The following is a 17,084-nucleotide window of genomic DNA, read 5'->3' as shown; positions in this document are numbered from 1 at the left end:
AGGAAGGGATTACCGATGAGAAGTTATCGAATTCCGAAGGAAATCAGTACAGAATTACGGATTAATAAAGTGCTGTATTTAATAGATTTCTTTTTACTAATAGGTTTGCTGGTTATGACAATGATTCTTAGAAATTTTGTACATGATTCTGTACAACTTCACTTTTGCATTTTTATGGGGATCATCGCTATTATCATGATTTGGAGACCGGGTACAAATCCACAAAAACGAATGTATGAAGTCTTGATTATCACATTGTTTAGAAGAAAAGGCACGTACTGTGCCATTGACAACGATCAGTAAGGGAGGGGTCATATATGGCGTTATTCAATGAAAAAGAGCTAGAACAAGAGAAACCAAGGCAGAATCATAAAGAAGCGGAAAAAGCTGTTAAAAAGGCAGTCTTATTTAATGAGAAGGAATTAGAACAAGTACCATCTCAGCCAAAAGAGATGGTCAAAGTGGTTCAAGAAAAAAAGGAAGAGAAACCGAAAGTAGCAACAAAAACTAAGAAAAAAGAGAAGAAAAAAGAGAAGAAAAAATCATCAACAGAAAAGGAGCTTTCAAAAAAGAAGAATCCTAAATTTCTAGGATTCTTTTCTAGAAAAAAGAAAGAAGCACCACCAAAAGTGAAAAAAAGTATTGCGGAAATCATGCAAGTTGTAGATATGACGGAGAATGGAATATTTGAGCTAAGAAATGAAGAGTTTTTAGAGATTCTACAAGTTGAAGGTGATGATATGTTCTCTAAAAATAGTGAAGAACAAGCATTTGTCATCTTCTCACATGCTTATTTTTATCAAGCCTATAAGCACGCACTTAAACTTGTATTTTTAAACTTTCCATGCCAAACAATAGAACAACAAAAGTATGTAGAGAAGAAAATCAAAAAATGTAATAACCCATTGTATGAAAGGGTTTTAGCTCAAAAATTAAAAGAGCTTAAATTTTTAGAATGGGGAAGAACGAATCGTGAATCTTTCTTGTTTATCTATGGTGATACCGAATTAATTGTAAAAGAGCGTGTAGATGCGGCTAAACGATATATAAAACGTTCTACGGAACTAGTAGAAGTAGATGAAGAGAAAAAGTTAGAGCTTCTTTTTAAACTGTTTAATCAAAATGCAAAATTGGGTACAAAAAATATATGGTCTTGAGGAGGATGGTAATATGTTTAGACTCAAAAAGAAAAAATCAGAGAAAGAAAAACAAAAAGAACTGAAAAAGAAAAAAGGTTACAATCCGTATTTGTTGGCTAAAATCCAGCCCCAAGGGGGCATAAGTTTTAAAGATAATTTTATTCAGACTGGTGATGGCTGTGCAACATGCCTTCACATTTATGAGTATCCAACTGAAGTAAACGATTTTTGGTTAGAACAGATTATGAACATGCCAAACGTCATTACAACGTTGGATGTAATGAGTGATGACCGGAAAGAGGTTGTGGACTCTATTAATAAATCCATGAGTGAACAAAGTGTTCGGCATGATACAGCGAAAGATAATATAGATCGGATTGATGCGAAAAACGAGTTTTTAGAGCTGGAAGCTCTTTATACAGATTTAAAACAAGGCGAAGTCATGAAACGTATTCACATTCGTATTTATGTATCCTCTAGAACGATAGATGAGTTAGAAAAACAGGTGAAAGAAATCATGGAAACATTAGAGTCATACAACTTCAGGGGAGCTGTTTTTTTAAATGAACAAGAGTATGAATGGGATGCACTTGTAACGAGCTTTGATGTACAAAAAAATTATGTAAACCGGAGAAAAGGGAAAGAAATTCCGGCTGTTAGTTTAGCTGGTGGCTGTCCTTTTCATTTTTCTTACTTACATGATCCATACGGTACGTATTATGGAACAACAAAAACAAAAGGGAATGTCATTTTCGATATTTTCCACAAAGATAATCAAAGGAAAAGTTACAATGGAGTAATGATTGGAAAGCCAGGGGCTGGAAAATCAACTTTACTGAAAAAGAAAGCTGTTGATAATGCAAGTAAGGGACATTTTATTCGCATTTTTGATGTTGTGGAAGAGTTTACAGATACGGTAGATGAGTTAGGTGGAAAAACAATTGCATTAGATGGTTCGCAAGGACAAATTAATCCACTTCAGGTATATAAGACAGCGGAAAGTGAAGAAGTCAGTTTCATTCAACATTTATCAAAACTTACAACTTTCTATCGGTTTATCGCGCCAGAAGCAAAGGATGATGAGATTAAAGAATATGAAAACTTAATTCGAAAACTATATATTCGTATGAAACTATGGGATGAGAAAAAGGGGGCTGAAAATGGAATTACAATGAAAAAACCTCATGAATATCCGATATTTACTAATTACTTAAATTTTGTTCGTGATGAATTGTATGAAGACTTTGCAACAAAGAAACATCATGCGAATTTAGGTGAGAGTAGAAAAAAACGCTTAGAACTTATTGAATTAAATATAATGAATCTAGTTGAGGCATACGCACAGTTATTTGATGGTCATTCTACGATTGAAGACTTTAAAAAAGAACAGGTTGTATCTTTTTCTTTACGGAATATTTCAAGTTTTAAACCAGAAGTGTTTCAAGCACAAATTTTTAATGTATTAAATCTCCTTTGGGATGAAATGATTTCAAATGGTGCACCTCAACTAAAAGCTTTTAACAAGAAGCAAATTGCTTTCGAAGATGTTGTACGATATTTCATTATTATCGATGAGGCACATCATATAGTTAATACAAAAAAAGAAAGTGCTCATGCATTACGATTTTTAATCAAGTTTAGCCGGGAAGATCGAAAATATTTTGCAGGTCTTTTATATGCAAGTCATAGTATACGAGATTTTGTACCGGATGGATCATCTCAAGAAATGGTGGATGAAATTAAAGTGTTATTTGAGTTAACACAGTACAAATTTATTATGCAGCAAGATAATAATAGTTTAGATATGTTACGAAAAGTATTCGCTGGACAGCTAAGTGAAAGTGAGATTGCAGCTATTCCACATTTACCAACTGGGGATGTCATTTTAAGTATTGGGGCGGTAAAAAATATTCACTTTCATGTAGAAGTAACAGAGGAAGAATTAATGTTATTTGGTGGAGGTGCTTAATGAAATGCATCTTGTTTTAAAAGTAATACCAAAGAAATGGCTCATCACTTTAGGGTTAATCGTGATGAGTCTTTTTTCTTTTCTTTTACTTGGAGTTGTTAGTATTTTTATTGCAGCAATGGGAAGTGATAGTGGCACAGATACAGGTGATATTACGTATACAGGTGAAGGGCAAGTTATGAATGTTTCCCCTGAAGTTTTGAAGTGGGAACCTACGGTTCGGAAGTATGCGAAAGAGTTTGGTGTAGAACCTTTTGTTGCCTTGATGTTAGCACAAATGATGCAAGAAAGCGGAGGGCGTGGCAATGATCCGATGCAAAGTTCTGAAGGAGCGTATAACACAAAATATTGTAAATCACCGAACTGTATTACAGATCCCGATTACTCCATTTGGGCTGGTGTACAAGAATTTAAACATGCGATAGAAAGAGCTGGTGTAACAAGTCCAGGAGATATGGATCATATTAAAACATCACTTCAAGCCTACAATTATGGCACTGGTTTTTTTGATTTTATTTTTGCAAATGGAGGTAAGTATACAAAGGAACTAGCAATTAAATTTTCACAACAAATGTATCAAAAATTGAAGCACACAGGAATGTATCATTGCCTAAGACCAGAAGCAGTTCCATTCCAGGCTTGCTATGGCGATTTTATGTACGTTGACGCCGTTTTGAAGTACTATCAGCCGGGTTCTGTAGTATCTGGTGGGTCAGGAAGTGGCGGTTCAAGTGGGTCAAAAGTTGCGGATGTTGGTCGTCAATGGATTGGTCGTTCTACCTATGTTTTTGGTGGTGGTCGAACACAATCTGATATTGCTAGAGGCATTTTTGATTGTAGTAGTTTTGTCCGGTGGGCGTTCGAACAAGTAGGAATGAATGTCGGAGATTTGGGAAGTACGAGTACAGAAACATTAAATAAAATCGGTACAAAGATCTCTCCAAATGATATGAAAGCTGGAGATGTCATTTTCTTTGATACGTATAAAGGTGATGGGCATGTTGGGATTGTCATTGATAAAAATACCTTCATTGGTTGCCAAACAAATAAAGGTGTGTTCATTGAAGATTTAAATAATCCATACTGGAAAAAAGTATTTTCAGGGCATGTAAGAAGGTTCTAAAAAAATGAAAAAGTAAAGGGGAAATTAAAATGAAATTGATAGAAGCACCGATTGAGGAATTTAAAAATGTAGTTATTAAACCATCAAATTATTTGATCCAAAATGTTGATGATTCAAATTTTCTTTTACATCGAGAATTGAAAGAAAACGAGATATCACATTTTATAGAACACAAAACATTTTACTATGAAGGGAAAACTTATTTATGGGTGATAGCAAATTTCCCTTCAGAAGAAGGGGCTAAAACAGAAATACAATCATACTGGAATGCGATTGAACAGCTAAACAAAATTGCGAAGTAAAGGGGGAATTGATATGAAAGATAAACGGAAAGTGTTGTTTATTGTGCTTGCTATTTTAGTAGCAGGTGTGACGGTTTTTAATATCTATCTTAGTAAAAAATCAATGAGTGATGGGAAAGAAAAACAATTCAAACTTTCAAATGAACTGTTAACAAAACAGAATGAAGAGTTAAAAAAACGATTGGATCAGGTGCTTCCTTCCGCACAAGAACAGCAAAGAAGAGCGTATTTATCAACCGCCGAAACATTTATTCAATTATCTTTTCATCGGGAAAAAGAAGGCTACAATGAGCGAAAAGAAAAAGCAAAATCCATTATGGGTGAGGAGCTTTTACAACAATTTTATCCTACGGATAAATACGAATTAGGTGATACTTATAAAACAAAACCAACTGAAATGAAGTTTTATTTACAAGAAAATGAACCCGATCAACCAGAAGTACATGTGTTAGCTGAATTCATAAACGTGACAACAGATTCATCTCAGAATCGAGAAGAGAAAGTGAAAAATGTGTTGCGTATGATCTTAAAAAAAGAAAAGGATTCATGGCGAGTAACGAGTGTAGAAGAACTCAATATGAAAGTATTATAACTCAAAAAGGTGAGGTGGGAGCGTGCTTGGAGCAATTAGTAAAAAGAGTGAAAGAATCAATTTAAGAAGAAATAAGTCGTGGGTGTATATGGCAATTATCAGCTTTATATTTCTTGTTTTTTTTGCTTTCCTGACATCTGAAATTTACATGCCCAACAATGAAAAGTTATTTCATACCGAAACCAATAAAGTAATTAAATTGTCTGGTATGGGGAAGTTGATTGTAGAAAAGAGAGAATACAATCCGCATAAAAATTTCATCGAAATTCGATTCAAATTAGAAGGATATGAAGAAACAGGTTTTACATTTAAAGCGCAAGAAAAAACAAATCCAGGTGCAAAATTACCTGTCAAAGTGTTGTATGAAGAGAATGGGAATTATGTACTGGAAGTACAAAATTTATCTCCAAATTGGGGAGCGTTAGCCTTAGATATTTACAATAAAAACAGTGAAAAGGAACAAATGGATATTCGGAAATTTACACAAGATGCTTCTGAATTTGAAGAGGAAAATACAAATGCGAAAAGTCCAAATAAACTTGTTCATACCATTTATACCGATCAAAGAAAAACAAAAACGGATGATGAGTTGTTAGCAAAAGATAAGCAGTATTATGAATTAGATTTCATCGAAAGAGATAAAAAAGATTGGGAAACAAAGATTGAAAACTACGGAAAAGCAATCAAGATGGAAGAAGAAAATGCGAAGACAGTTGACCAAAAAGTAAAAGAGATGAAAGAGGAAATGAAGTACCAAACAGAAGCGGAAAAGATGGAAACCCAATCTAAAATCTCAGCTTTAGAATCCAAAATTAAATTCTCAGAAAAGAACGTGGAACTGTTTAAATCGGAACAAAAAACCGCAAGAGATAAGATCAAAAAATTAGAGGAAAAGGCAAAAGAAATTCATAAAAAATGAAAAAAGTCATGTCACCACTGAGTACTCACCAGTAGAATTTGAATACTCTTTGAGTACTTAGGTAGTCGTTTTTGTATCCTCACTGAGTACTCAGTTGTTAATTTCGTGTCATCAGTGAGTACTCACCTAGAGGATTTTCTTGTTCCCATCGTTTTGCTAGGCTCCGCCTAGCTTCACACCCTAGGTGGGAACAAAAACCCCTTATGCTCTTCTCACAATTTTTAGTGCTCTACCCGAATTTGCAGAAAGGAGAGGGAAAAGTGGAAATTAGAATTAGAGAAGTAGATCCAATTGCCGTGAAAAAAATAGATGAAATTGCAAAGAGAAAAGGAATATCAAGGCAGAAATTTTTGAAAAACCAAATTGAAATGCTAGCATTTTTTCAGCAACAAAATAAAAGAGAAATGGAATTAGAAAATCTAATTGAAAAGAACATTTATGTCATGAAAGAGTGTTATAACGAAATGCACAAAATGAATGAGTTTATTCAAATGATGATGCAGGGTGATGAAAATGAGTAATACAGTTTCTATTCCATCTTCTGTAACACCAGGTGTTGTTTTAAAAACGAGATTTGTTTTACCGAATTCTGATGCATTTCAGGACTATATCGAATATGTAGATCGAGAAGAAGCGAAAAGTGAAGTGAAGCTCAATCCAAAAATGTTTGAATTGTATCAAGAATATATGGGGAATCCAGAAAAAACATCAGCACTGTTCACCGAACACTCAAACCGTTTAACAGAAAGTGAGAAAAAAGCCTTAAAGGAAATGTTTAAAACCGCTCATGAAAATGAAAGTATCATGTGGCAAGATGTCATTTCATTTCATAATCCTTGGCTTGAGGAACAAGGTATTTATGATGCAAAGACAAAAACATTAGATGAAAAAAAACTAAAGGATGTGACACGACTTGCGATGAAGGAAATGCAAAAAAGAGAGGGGTTAGAAAAAAGTTCTATTTGGTCAGCGGCTATACATTTTAATACGGATAACGTTCATATTCATGTGGCAACTGTTGAGCCATATCCAACAAGAGAACGTGGAAAAAGAAAACCAAAAACATTGGATGCCATGAAAGGGAAAGTTGTTAATAATTTGTTAGATCGGAAGTTGGAACAGAAACAAATAAATGATCTCATTCGAAACAATATGGTAGGAAGTAAAAAAGAGGATTCTGTTTTTAATTGGCGCAACAGTCACTTGAAACCATTGTTTCTCCAAATCTATAAACAGTTACCAGATGATAAAAGGCAGTGGCAATATAGTTACAATACAATTCAGCAATTAAAGCCTCAAATAGATGAATTAAGTAGTAGATACATTCAACATCATCATAAAAAAGATTACGACCGGTTTCTTCAAAAACTTGATAAGGAAGTGCAAGTTTTTAAAGAAGCATATGGGGAAGGAAAGTATGACAAGAAGCTGTATGAAAATTATAAGGCGAATAAAATCAATGACCTATACAAAAGAATGGGGAATGCCTTTTTACAAGAAATGAAGGCATATGATAAAGAACAAAAAAGAATTCAGCATATGAAAAAATCAAAGCCATATCAAAAATTTCAACAGAATGTATCTATTCAGTATTCCATGAAAAAAATGGAACGTGCTTTTAAAAGTGAATATGACAGTTGGAAGAACCAAAAGTACTATGAGCGCATGCAAAAAGAAATCCAGTATCAAAATGAAAGGGGATATTAAATGAGTACAATTAGAAGGCAAGTAACAATGAGTCAAGAAACAGAGGATTATATAAAAGACTACATGGAGGAACAGGGAATACGATATACAGGGGAAGCGATGGCAAGAATTTGTAAGGAACATCAAGCAGCCAAAAGTATGGAATGGTCACTCAATTATGTTACTGAAGTTGTTTCAAAAAATCTTCATGACATATTAAAAAGTGAGCTAACAAAAATTCGTCTTGGTGCAAATAGTGCGGATAGAAATACACAAGTTTTAATTGAATTAATGAATGGTTACTTTATGGCAAACGACTTAGATTTAGAAAGCATTATTACTACTGATAAGATGGAAGTAGGTGGTGTAACAATGGCAAAAAAAGCTGTGGAAGAACGAATTAATCACTTAAGGCAAAAACGTTTAGATCATGAGGCATCAAAGAGCAATGTAACGTAAATTACATTGCTCTTTTTTATAAAAAAATAGGAGGTTATTATGATGTTGTTATTTCATGAAGATATGGCATTAGGGGTTATAAAAGCAGTTGGAGAAGGTGAACTAATCTTACTTGTAAGGGATGAAGAATTAACCGTTCAGATTACAAGAGAGCAAGAGGAAGAACTCGCAATACATGTGATGAATCAAGAAAATATGTTGGTTCCCATTAACGTAAAAACACATGAACTTTTCTTCGATACAAACGAGAGATGGAATGAGGAAGAAATGGAGGAATTGCAGCAAGCAAGTGAAGGAGTAGAAAAAGATTATGAGTCAAAAATATAAGAAAAAGTATAAAACAAAATCACCAGAAGAGAAAAAAGAAGCGGTGCAAACTCTAACAAAAAAGATGGAAAAAAGCATAGAAGGGTATTTTCGTTCACCAGAAGATCTAAAAGAATATTTATCATTTATGGCTAAGTTTTATCACTATTCACCATCTAATATTGCATTAATACAGAGTCAATTCGAGGGAGCCAGGGCAGTTGGTTCCTTTTCTTTTTGGAAAGAAAAAGGTTTCTCAGTTAATAAGGGGGAGAAAGGAATTCAGATCCTTGTTCCTAACCGAACAACAGCAAAATTTAAAGACAAAGAAGGCACATGGAAAACCGTTACAAAGGCAAGTGAAGAAGAGAAAAAACAAATTGATTCTAAAAGTGTAGAGGTGAAACCAGGTCGCTTATATTTTTCTGTCGGTCATGTATTCGATGCCTCACAAACGAATGTAAAAGCGGAAGATCTACCTCGTATTTTTCCGAATCGTTGGCTAGAAGGAAGCGTGCAAGATTATAAGAGTTTGTATAAAGGAATGGAAGCCATTGCGGATAAAAACGGTGTGAAAATTATTGAGCCGAAAGAAGAGCTTGGAGTCGCAAAGGGGGTGAGCTACACCTTAACAAAAGAGGTTGCCTTAAATCCAAGAAACAGTGAATTGCAAAATGTAAAAACGTTACTGCATGAATTTGCCCATGCCAAACTTCATACAGTGGAAACACATATGAATTACACGGCACCGGAAAAAGAATTTCAAGCGGAAATGACAGCTTATACGGTTTCTTCTTATTTTGGAATTGATACAAGTGAGTATTCGCTCGGATACTTAGCGAACTGGACAAAAGGAAAAGAAATGAAAGATAAAACCAAATTACTAAAAGAGGTACATGAAACCTCCATTGAGTTTATTGAAACCATTGAAAACAAATTAGAAAAAGAGAAGGAACAAACAAATAAAAAAGAGGTGGAAAATATGGAAAATAAAGAAAACGGTAAGGAAATAACACCGCTTGTGACAATTGAAGCATTGCCAAATGCGAAAGATAAAACAGTAGGAATGATGCATATGATGGATTCTGATGCGAAAGATATATACCATGTGCCAGTGTTGCAACTTGAACCATCAAGCCGCCAGTTATATGCGCCTCTGATGCGTAAAAATGGGGATAGAGGTAATACTCGGTTAGATATCATACTGAGTGAAAAATTATACGAAAAAGTCCAAGAATCTATTTGGGATAAGAAGGGAAATCAATCTTTCGTCGTACACCAGAAAGATGCAAATATGAACTTACATGAAATTGTAAGAAATGAGCGCTATCGAACTTTAGTTGATAAGGAAAAGAAACAAGACAAACCAATCTTTAGTGAGAAAGAATTAGAGTTTTATAAAGAAGCAAGGAAAGACGGGTATGAATCAATTTTCTCTCTAGAATTAGATAAAGATTTAAGCGAAAAATACGAAACGTACAGACGGTCACAATATGAAGAAAATCCAGGTGAGGTTAATAGCGTAGTAGCTCGTGTAATGGCTGAAGGAAAGTATAGTACATTAAAAGATGTATCTATTGATAATGAGTTAGTAAGCCAAGAACATGTTGTGAATTTAGAAAATAGGGTTGATGAAAAGCTTAGGAATGATAAATTAAGTGAAAAACAAATGGAAAAGGAACCATCTCCATTAGATAAAGATTTAAGTATGAAATATGAAGCGTACAGACGATTACAACATGAAGAATCACCAGAAGATATTGATAGCATCGTAACTCGTGTAAAGGCGGAAGAACGGTATTATACAACAAAGTATGTCTCAATTGATAATGAGTTAGTAAGCCAGGAACATGTCATGAAATTAGAAAGTCAGGTAGATGAGAAATTAGGGAAAGAAGGGATTACGTTTCATCAATCGACGACTTCAAGTGAACTAGATATGGATAAGATCAAGCCGCCATTAATTGAGAAGAATAGTAAGCAAGAAACTGATAAAAAGCTGGAACCTGTTTCAGTAGGGAAAGAGGAGAAGCCAAAAATTACAAAAAAATCGAATAAAAAAGAAATGGAAATGGAACGATAAAGAATCATTTTTTGTTACTCAATTGAGGAAACGAAAAATGATTTTTTTATGAATAGAAAGTAGAAAGAGGGCGATTTGTAACGCCCTCTTTCTTGTTTTTAGAGCGAAAGGAGTGAAAGAGAATGGGAAGTATTGCGGAGATTGTAGATATTGATTACAAAGGTGTTTGGGCTGAAAGGGAAGATTCAAAAGAACTGATTTTTATTTCATTATCTAAAAATGAAATTCAAACTGTGCGTGAAATGTTGTCGCAACAAAAAACATTGTATGTATTTTTGCAAAAGGAATTGAAATGGAGGGTCATGTCATGAATGTATGGCTTTTCGCAAGTTGTATGTTCCTCATAGCGGTCTTTTTGAATGTTTTATTGCTATTCAGTCAGCGAATCATTAAAAAGCTGAGAACTAAGAAATGGAAGCGTCAAAATCAAATTGTAGATTAATAGGAGGGTTATTTATGGGAAAGACATTATTTATTGCGGAAAAACCGAAGGTAGCGGTTGAATTATTAAAATCACCTAGATTCAGAAACTCACAAAAACATCCGGGAAGTAAGCCGTATTATGGCTATTACGAAAATGAAAATTACATTATTAGCTGGTGCCGTGGTCATTTATTAGAACTAAAACATCCTGAAGAAATAGACGAAAGGTACAAGGAATTCAATTTTGAACACTTGCCTATTATTTTAAAGCCAGAATACAAGGAGAAATCAGATAGTCTAGAACAAATTCAAACATTGATAAAGTTGTTAAACCGTCCCGATGTGGATCATGTGGTCAATGCCTGTGATGCAGATAGGGAAGGCGAACTTATCTATCGTGAAATATATGAACATGCATGCGTGCATAAACAGGAATCACGCCTTTTTATCTCTTCTTATGAGGCCGCAGAATTAGAAGGAGCGTTGAACCGATTGGAGCCAGGTGCAGACTATGAAGGGCTTGCACAATCAGCTAAAGCAAGGCAGTACCTGGACTATATTCTTGGCATTAATGTTACCAGAGGTTGTACGTCAAAATTGGCGAGAAATCAGTTCTTATTGGCTTCAGGTCGTGTTCAAATGTGTATTTTACATGAGATCCGTCAGAGGGAGATTGCGATTCAAAATTATAAAGAACAAACCTACTATAATTTGAAACTTTTAACGGAGAATGCTTTGACACCAGTAATGAAAACAGAAGATCAACTTGTAGATCCAGCTCCTTTACAAAAGCTTGGGGATAGCCTAAAAGACACGAATCTAATCGTAACGGAATTTAAAGAGAGTACGAGAAAAAAGAAACCTAAATTGCTATATAACTTAACGGACATATATAAAGATGCTCATGCCAGACTGAAGGTGAATGCAGAGACAGCCAAAAAACATATTCAGAGTTTATATGAAGAAGGATTTATTACCTATCCTCGTTCCTCATCCCGACATTTACCTACAGAACAAGTGGAACGAGTAAAAGAAGTAATGGGAGCATTAGAAAATAGCTCTTATGTAAACCTAGTACAACAAGTGGATCACACTTCTATTACTAAAAAACACACTACTTTTAATGATGATCTGGTGAGTAGCCACTTTGCCATTATCCCAACAACGAAATTATATGTCGGGACCAACCGAAATTCATTAGAAAAACAGTTATATGACTTGATTGTAAAACGGTTTATTTGGAACTTTATGAAACCAGCAATCTACCTTGTACGAGAAGTCCATTTTATAGATCAAGAAGGCAACACATACATCACAAAAGAAAAGATCCTACAAGAGAAAGGGTTTTTAAGTGTGTTTCAGGAGGATATTGAAGAAGGATCTGTTGAGGCGTTTCAGATCCCTGTTTTACAGGAAGGAGATTCTTTCAGAATCGTTCAGTATGACCTAGTGGAGTCCAGGACAAAGAAACCAGCGTTTCATACGGAAAGTTCCATTTTAACTTTTATGGAAACGGCGGGACGGAAACTAGACGATGAACATTTGAAAGAACTCATGAAAGGGAAACGGATCGGAACAGTCGCAACAGAAGAAACCTTTATTCCCAAGCTCTTAGAGCGAAGCTATATCGCTATTACAAACAATCAAATTCGAACAACTGATATTGGTCGTGCGTTTATAGATGCTTTTCCGGTAGATGAAATCAAAAATCCAGCTTATACGGCTGAAATGGAAGGAATGATCTACATGATTGAAAAGAATGAGATGAATTATGATGTGTTTGTAGAGAAGACGAATACATTTGTAAAGGGTACAGTAGAGAAATTAGGCGCAATGGATGATAAAGTATCGGACAACATTATAAATACCTGGAATCAACAAATTGAGGTGTGCAAATGCCCTTGTAGAAAAGGAAAGATCCTTCATAAAGGTAATTTTTATGGGTGCAGCAACTATCCTGAATGTGAAATTTCATTACCGAAAAAGATTAAGGAAAAAGCGATTCCTGAAGTACAGGTGAAAAAGTTGTTTGAGGATAAGAAAACTGATCTTCTAAAGGGATTTAAATCTAATGAGAAGGAGTTTTCAGCTTACTTAGTATTACATGAAGGGCAAATTAAGTTTCAGTTCCCGACAGAAGAAGAGCTTTCATTCGGTAAATGTCCAAAATGCAAGAAGGGCGAGATTCTTCACCGTAAAACATTCTATGGATGCACCGAGCATAAAAACGGCTGTAATTTCATGTTACCAGCAAAAATGAAAGGAAAAGCAATTCCTGGTAATCAAATTAAAAAGCTGATTCAGTATAAAACAACGGATTTCATAAACGGTTTCCAAGGAGAAAAAGGGGAATTCACGGCAGCCATATATATGGAGGAGGATTTGGGTCTCAAATTCCGGTTTCCAACGACAGAAGATCGAACAATAGGTAAATGTCCATTGTGTAAGAGTCGAGTCATTGTAGGGAAAAGTAATTACTTATGTGAAAAATATAAAAAGGGATGCGATTTTATTATTTTTGGTACGTTTTCTGGAAAAAATTTAAGCAGTAATCATGTGAAAAAATTGTTAGAAAAGAATGTGACAGATCAGATCAAAGGGTTTGTATCAAATAAAAGCGGTAAAAAGTTCGATGCTCGTTTATCGTACAGCGTACAAGAGAAGCGACTAAAATTCTTATTTGGCAAATAAAAATCAAATTCATAAAGTGGCAAAAGAGGACTATGAAATGGAATAGTCCTCTTTTTTATTTCATTTTATAGAGTAAAGGAGGGATTCCGTAATGGCACATGTCAGTACGGAGGATACGATGAAAGCCAGAAAAATAGATTTGATTTCATATCTGGAAGCAAAGGGAGAAACGTTTAAGAAAGAGGGTAATTATTATCGGCATACGGAACATGACAGTCTCATCATTAAAGGAAACCAATACGCCTGGAACAGTCGTAACGAGAAAGGATATGGAGCGATTAGCTTTGCGATGATGTACTATAAAATGACTTTTCCACAAGCTGTATTAGATATCAATAAAGGTGATTACAAAGAATTTGATCGTTCAAAAGCAGATGGTGACCATCAAAAGAGAAAGCAGCCTTTTATTTACCCTAAAAACTTAGAAGTGATGAAGCAAACGGAGATCAAACAGTACTTGATTGATGAGCGGAAAATAGATGCTCGTTTAGTAAATTGGCTTATCAAGAAGGATCTCATCGCCCAGGACAAACGAAATAATGTTGTGTTCAAATGGAGAGAAGAAGGCGGTAAAGGTAAGGTAATTGGAATGAGCCGTCAAGGTACAGTCAAAATGGAAAATAAGAGAGGGAGCTTTAAACAAATTGTCCCGAATTATGAAAAGATTAATGCAGGTTTTACAGTCGATGTAGGAAAGCCAAATAAGATTTATTTCTATGAAGATCCAATTGATATGTTATCCCACTGGAGCATCAAGCAAAACCAAATACAAAACGCTCGCATGGTATCCATGCATGGATTAAAATCCAAGACAGTAATCCAGGCTTTAATTGATGCGAAAAAGGAAGGGCATGATATCAAAGAGGTCATCATGGCAGTAGATAATGATAAGGCAGGAAAAGACTTCATTCAAACCATGAAATGCTTCGTAGATCTGAAAGAAGAGATCCCAACACATGAGAAAGATTGGAACGATGTACGAAAAAAACAAGTAGCCCAAAAGCAGCCGAAAGAAACGGCTCAATCGAAAAAAGTAAATCCGATAAAAGAGGTGGAGCGAAGTGTCTAATCTACCAGCAATGCCAAATATACTACAGGTTTTGATTTGCGGTTTTATCCTTTATGTTCTCTTTCATATTTGTAAATTTGTGTACCGGAAGATCCAGGAGCGAAGAATACTGAAGCGAATGGCAAAGTCGGGTATTCAATATATCGATAAAATGGATGGTCATCAATTTGAAGTATATCTGAAGGCTCTCTTTCGAGAACTTGGGTATTCCCCGATGGTTACAAAGCAGTCCCATGATTTTGGGGCAGACCTCGTATTAAAAGGGAAAAATCGTATTGTCATTCAAGCAAAACGATATGGGATGAAAAATAGAGTTGGCATCAGTGCGGTACAGGAGATTTATGCAGCTCAAGCCTATTACAAGGCACAGGAAGGATGGGTTGTGACGAACAGTGTATATACAAAACAAGCCAAAGAATTAGCAGAAGCATGTAATATAAAGCTGATAGATCGTGTAGAACTTCAAAAATTGATTAACAAAATTAACCCTGAGCATTCGGCAGAAGATGTATATCAGGGGATAGATCCTGCAGAACGGAAATGCCCAGCATGTAAAAATCAATTGGTCGTCAGAAACTCAAATAAAACTGGAAACAAATTTTTTGGATGTTCTCAATATCCTACATGTACACATACAGAAGCAATAAATAAGTGAGCTGTGATGAAAATCCAGCTCCTTTGTGTAGATTTGAAATAAAGTCGTACCGTTTATAAAAAAGATGTACCGTTTTGAATAAAGTTATACCGTTTATAAAAAAATTGCACCGTTTTACCCCTTTAGATTATCTAAAGGGGTGTATTTATAGGGAAAAGGAAAAGAACATCTGAAATTGAAAGGTCGATTAAGGAACTGTTGAGTGACAATAAGTTGTTCCGTTAAAGGGCCATATTCTTAAGTAAGTGAATGTACAAATAAATAAAATTTGGAATAATTGGTTTTAAGCTAAAGATGCATTAGTAGAACAAGAAAATGAATTTATACCAAAGCTCATATTTACAAGGATAAACACTCATATATTTGGCATATTAAAAGGTGATTATTTTAAGTGTGAATTTTTTCCTAAAAGGAGATGATAAAATGCCGATAATACCCAATTTTCCAGAAAATCTCGATCATGAACATCACGCTTGGCATGAGCCAGAAGCTCATCCTACTCTTCCGACACGAAGGATCTTACCTCCAAACCGTGATGCAGGTTTAGAATTTCTCCAATTTCACCGAGATTTCCTAGTTAGATTTCATCAGTGGTACGATTCTCAACCATTTGCCGATCACAATGCAGTTGCACCGTGGACGTCAATTCCATCAGAGCTAAAGGTAGCCAGCGCAGGATGGAACTCTGGATGGGAAGACGCTGAAAGGCGAATTCTGACTAATAATCCACCATTTGCTTCAGCTGACGAACTTGGATTATTTATTGAACTTGGTATTCATAATCGATTTCTTCATAGGGCATCATCGATTGTATACAATGAACCAATTGTTGGGAGACCTATTAATGCACCAAAAAGCACGCTGTTTTACAAAATTCATGGGCTCGTAGATTTTTGGTGGATTTCTTGGGAAAGAACCCGATCGAGTAGGGCTTCCAGTGGAGGGATCGCAGCCACAACGAGAATGCCAAACACTTTCGAACTATGGTGGATTGGAGCAAACGGCTCAGTGCAAGGGGCGTATTGGTATGAGGGTGGAGGACGAGAAACTTATGAATTAGCACCAGCGGGAAGCGCTTCTACCAATGGGGGTATTGCAGCGGTATCGAGAAGGCCAAACACTTTCGAACTATGGTGGATTGGAGCAAACGGCTCAGTGCAAGGGGCTTATTGGTATGAGGGAATGGCACGACGAGAGAGTTATGAATTAGCACCAGTGGGAAGTGCTTCTACCAATGGAGGTATTGCGGCGGTGTCGAGAATGCCAAACACTTTCGAATTATGGTGGATTGGAGCAAACGGCTCAGTGCAAGGGGCTTATTGGTATGAAGGGATGGCACGACGGGAGAGTTATGAATTAGCACCAGCGGGAAGCACTTCTACCAATGGAGGTATTGCAGCGGTGTCGAGAGGGCCAAACACTTTCGAACTATGGTGGATTGGAGCAAACGGCTCAGTGCAAGGGGCTTATTGGTATGAGGGAATGACACGACGAGAAAGTTATGAATTAGCACCAGCGGGAAGCGCTTCTACCAATGGAGGTATTGCAGTGGTGTCGAGAAGGCCAAATACTTTCGAATTATGGTGGATTGGAGCAAACGGCTCAGTGCAAGGGGCTTATTGGTATGAAGGGATGGCACGACGGGAGAGTTATGAATTAGCACCAGCG

18 protein-coding genes are annotated in these 17,084 nt (G+C 35.7%); all 18 read left to right on the top strand.

Going from position 1 to position 17,084, the window contains the following annotated elements; genetic code table 11:
- Positions 1–15: 15 nt before the first annotated feature.
- Positions 16–303 (top strand): DUF5592 family protein, encoded by a 288-nt coding sequence (locus tag AZF08_RS09255; protein ID WP_033678215.1) that lies wholly within the window; start codon positions 16–18, stop codon positions 301–303.
- A gap of 14 nt (positions 304–317) precedes the next feature.
- Positions 318–1,157 carry a hypothetical protein gene (locus AZF08_RS09250; RefSeq protein WP_033678217.1) on the top strand — a complete coding sequence of 280 codons (840 nt, stop codon included), beginning with the start codon at positions 318–320 and terminating at the stop codon, positions 1,155–1,157.
- Positions 1,158–1,170: 13 nt separating this feature from the next.
- Entirely contained in the window at positions 1,171–3,108 is a 1,938-nt protein-coding gene (locus tag AZF08_RS09245) for a VirB4 family type IV secretion system protein (protein WP_033678221.1), read from the top strand.
- A gap of 4 nt (positions 3,109–3,112) precedes the next feature.
- Entirely contained in the window at positions 3,113–4,231 is a 1,119-nt protein-coding gene (locus tag AZF08_RS09240; protein WP_033678223.1) for a bifunctional lytic transglycosylase/C40 family peptidase, read from the top strand.
- Positions 4,232–4,260: 29 nt separating this feature from the next.
- Positions 4,261–4,533, top strand: coding sequence for a hypothetical protein (locus AZF08_RS09235; protein ID WP_033678225.1), 273 nt, complete (start codon positions 4,261–4,263; stop codon positions 4,531–4,533).
- Between the two features lie 13 nt (positions 4,534–4,546).
- Positions 4,547–5,125 carry a hypothetical protein gene (locus tag AZF08_RS09230; protein WP_033678227.1) on the top strand — a complete coding sequence of 193 codons (579 nt, stop codon included), beginning with the start codon at positions 4,547–4,549 and terminating at the stop codon, positions 5,123–5,125.
- 22 nt (positions 5,126–5,147) lie between these two features.
- Positions 5,148–6,044 (top strand): hypothetical protein, encoded by an 897-nt coding sequence (locus tag AZF08_RS09225; protein WP_033678228.1) that lies wholly within the window; start codon positions 5,148–5,150, stop codon positions 6,042–6,044.
- A 260-nt stretch (positions 6,045–6,304) separates the two neighbouring features.
- The gene (locus AZF08_RS09220) at positions 6,305–6,565 is read left to right on the top strand and encodes a hypothetical protein (protein WP_033678230.1); all 261 of its coding nucleotides are present in this window, start codon (positions 6,305–6,307) and stop codon (positions 6,563–6,565) included.
- On the top strand, positions 6,558–7,751 hold the full coding sequence (mobP2, locus tag AZF08_RS09215; RefSeq protein ID WP_033678232.1) for a MobP2 family relaxase: 1,194 nt from the start codon (positions 6,558–6,560) through the stop codon (positions 7,749–7,751). Before AZF08_RS09220 ends, mobP2 begins: the two co-directional genes overlap by 8 nt.
- Positions 7,752–8,189, top strand: a complete 438-nt coding sequence (locus tag AZF08_RS09210; RefSeq protein ID WP_033678234.1) for a hypothetical protein — start codon at positions 7,752–7,754, stop codon at positions 8,187–8,189.
- 42 nt (positions 8,190–8,231) lie between these two features.
- Complete coding sequence (locus AZF08_RS09205) at positions 8,232–8,516, top strand: hypothetical protein (protein ID WP_033678236.1); 285 nt, start codon at positions 8,232–8,234, stop codon at positions 8,514–8,516.
- The gene (locus tag AZF08_RS09200) at positions 8,500–10,578 is read left to right on the top strand and encodes an ArdC-like ssDNA-binding domain-containing protein (RefSeq protein ID WP_033678238.1); all 2,079 of its coding nucleotides are present in this window, start codon (positions 8,500–8,502) and stop codon (positions 10,576–10,578) included. The genes AZF08_RS09205 and AZF08_RS09200 overlap by 17 nt, the downstream gene beginning before the upstream one ends.
- A gap of 122 nt (positions 10,579–10,700) precedes the next feature.
- Positions 10,701–10,889, top strand: a complete 189-nt coding sequence (locus tag AZF08_RS09195) for a hypothetical protein (RefSeq protein ID WP_033678241.1) — start codon at positions 10,701–10,703, stop codon at positions 10,887–10,889.
- Positions 10,886–11,020, top strand: coding sequence for a hypothetical protein (locus AZF08_RS31745; RefSeq protein WP_265182930.1), 135 nt, complete (start codon positions 10,886–10,888; stop codon positions 11,018–11,020). Before AZF08_RS09195 ends, AZF08_RS31745 begins: the two co-directional genes overlap by 4 nt.
- 14 nt (positions 11,021–11,034) lie before the next feature.
- Positions 11,035–13,692, top strand: a complete 2,658-nt coding sequence (locus AZF08_RS09190) for a type IA DNA topoisomerase (RefSeq protein WP_033678243.1) — start codon at positions 11,035–11,037, stop codon at positions 13,690–13,692.
- Positions 13,693–13,783: 91 nt separating this feature from the next.
- A complete protein-coding gene (locus AZF08_RS09185; protein ID WP_033678245.1) occupies positions 13,784–14,761 on the top strand; it encodes a DUF3991 and TOPRIM domain-containing protein in 978 nt (325 codons plus the stop codon).
- Positions 14,754–15,416 carry a restriction endonuclease gene (locus tag AZF08_RS09180; RefSeq protein WP_033678246.1) on the top strand — a complete coding sequence of 221 codons (663 nt, stop codon included), beginning with the start codon at positions 14,754–14,756 and terminating at the stop codon, positions 15,414–15,416. Before AZF08_RS09185 ends, AZF08_RS09180 begins: the two co-directional genes overlap by 8 nt.
- Before the next feature lie 423 nt (positions 15,417–15,839).
- On the top strand, positions 15,840–17,084 hold a 1,245-nt coding region (locus AZF08_RS30730), incomplete at its 3' end, for a hypothetical protein (RefSeq protein WP_063177267.1).

This window comes from Bacillus gaemokensis (assembly GCF_001590835.1).
Classification (GTDB): Bacteria; Bacillota; Bacilli; order Bacillales; family Bacillaceae_G; genus Bacillus_A; species Bacillus_A gaemokensis.
The sequence above is the reverse complement of the archived record's forward strand: the minus strand, read 5'-3'. Positions and strand labels throughout refer to the sequence as shown.

Coding starts and splice junctions, on each gene's coding strand:
- AZF08_RS09210 (WP_033678234.1), top strand. CDS start 7,752: ATGAGTACAATTAGAAGGCAAGTAACAATGAGTCAAGAAACAGAGGAT.
- AZF08_RS09205 (WP_033678236.1), top strand. CDS start 8,232: ATGTTGTTATTTCATGAAGATATGGCATTAGGGGTTATAAAAGCAGTT.
- AZF08_RS09240 (WP_033678223.1), top strand. CDS start 3,113: ATGCATCTTGTTTTAAAAGTAATACCAAAGAAATGGCTCATCACTTTA.
- AZF08_RS31745 (WP_265182930.1), top strand. CDS start 10,886: ATGAATGTATGGCTTTTCGCAAGTTGTATGTTCCTCATAGCGGTCTTT.
- AZF08_RS09185 (WP_033678245.1), top strand. CDS start 13,784: ATGGCACATGTCAGTACGGAGGATACGATGAAAGCCAGAAAAATAGAT.
- AZF08_RS09235 (WP_033678225.1), top strand. CDS start 4,261: ATGAAATTGATAGAAGCACCGATTGAGGAATTTAAAAATGTAGTTATT.
- AZF08_RS09195 (WP_033678241.1), top strand. CDS start 10,701: ATGGGAAGTATTGCGGAGATTGTAGATATTGATTACAAAGGTGTTTGG.
- AZF08_RS09190 (WP_033678243.1), top strand. CDS start 11,035: ATGGGAAAGACATTATTTATTGCGGAAAAACCGAAGGTAGCGGTTGAA.
- AZF08_RS09250 (WP_033678217.1), top strand. CDS start 318: ATGGCGTTATTCAATGAAAAAGAGCTAGAACAAGAGAAACCAAGGCAG.
- AZF08_RS09230 (WP_033678227.1), top strand. CDS start 4,547: ATGAAAGATAAACGGAAAGTGTTGTTTATTGTGCTTGCTATTTTAGTA.
- mobP2 (WP_033678232.1), top strand. CDS start 6,558: ATGAGTAATACAGTTTCTATTCCATCTTCTGTAACACCAGGTGTTGTT.
- AZF08_RS09200 (WP_033678238.1), top strand. CDS start 8,500: ATGAGTCAAAAATATAAGAAAAAGTATAAAACAAAATCACCAGAAGAG.
- AZF08_RS09255 (WP_033678215.1), top strand. CDS start 16: ATGAGAAGTTATCGAATTCCGAAGGAAATCAGTACAGAATTACGGATT.
- AZF08_RS09245 (WP_033678221.1), top strand. CDS start 1,171: ATGTTTAGACTCAAAAAGAAAAAATCAGAGAAAGAAAAACAAAAAGAA.